The organism is Vibrio sp. YYF0003, from assembly GCF_036350715.1.
In the GTDB taxonomy this organism is placed as follows: domain Bacteria; phylum Pseudomonadota; class Gammaproteobacteria; order Enterobacterales; family Vibrionaceae; genus Vibrio; species Vibrio natriegens.
Genome location: NZ_JAZDWA010000026.1, coordinates 1 through 791 on the forward strand (window position 1 = coordinate 1; position 791 = coordinate 791).

Here is a 791-nt window from a genome sequence, read left to right on the forward strand (position 1 = left end):
TTCATGACTGGGGTGAAGTCGTAACAAGGTAGCGCTAGGGGAACCTGGCGCTGGATCACCTCCTTATACGATGATTATTCACGATGAGTGTCCACACAGATTGATATGGTTTATGAAGTTTAAGAGATAGAACATCCCCCAAGATGTTCAACTTAGTGTCCCGTTCGTCTAGAGGCCTAGGACACCGCCCTTTCACGGCGGTAACAGGGGTTCGACTCCCCTACGGGATACCATTGGGTCGTTAGCTCAGTTGGTAGAGCAGTTGACTTTTAATCAATTGGTCGCAGGTTCGAATCCTGCACGACCCACCATTCTTCTCCACGAAGAATTAAAACTTATGTGGGCGATTAGCTCAGTTGGGAGAGCACCTGCCTTACAAGCAGGGGGTCACTGGTTCGAGCCCGGTATCGCCCACCATTCTCTAAGCATTTTTGGAATAAAACATCCAAACCAGAGCAAGCAATTGATACTGGTTGGTATTTTTGACTCTGAAAGTCTTTAGAAAATGTACTTCCTTGTGAAGAAACATAGCTCTTTAACAATTTGGAAAGCTGACAAAACAACAATTTATTGTTGTTTGTAAAGTTCTCAAAGTATTCATGTATTTGAATACAACTAAAAACACATTCAAGTGTTCTTGGAATTTGAGTCCGGCAAAATCGAAAGCTGTCTCGCTCATTCAAATAATGAGACAGCAACTTTGGTTGTTTAACATCAATTCGAAACTCCTTCGGGTTGTATGGTTAAGTGACTAAGCGTACACGGTGGATGCCTTGGCAGTCAGAGGCGAT

General features: G+C 43.6%; 3 tRNA genes and 1 rRNA gene. All 4 read left to right on the forward strand.

Annotation, left to right across the window (positions count from 1 at the left end):
- Positions 1-66: ribosomal RNA gene (locus tag V1U08_RS22875) — 16S ribosomal RNA — on the forward strand; the annotation flags it as partial.
- 91 nt (positions 67-157) lie between these two features.
- Positions 158-233 (forward strand) — tRNA-Glu (locus tag V1U08_RS22880).
- A gap of 2 nt (positions 234-235) precedes the next feature.
- A tRNA-Lys gene (locus tag V1U08_RS22885) sits at positions 236-311 on the forward strand.
- Positions 312-341: 30 nt separating this feature from the next.
- A tRNA-Val gene (locus V1U08_RS22890) sits at positions 342-417 on the forward strand.
- Positions 418-791: the final 374 nt, after the last annotated feature.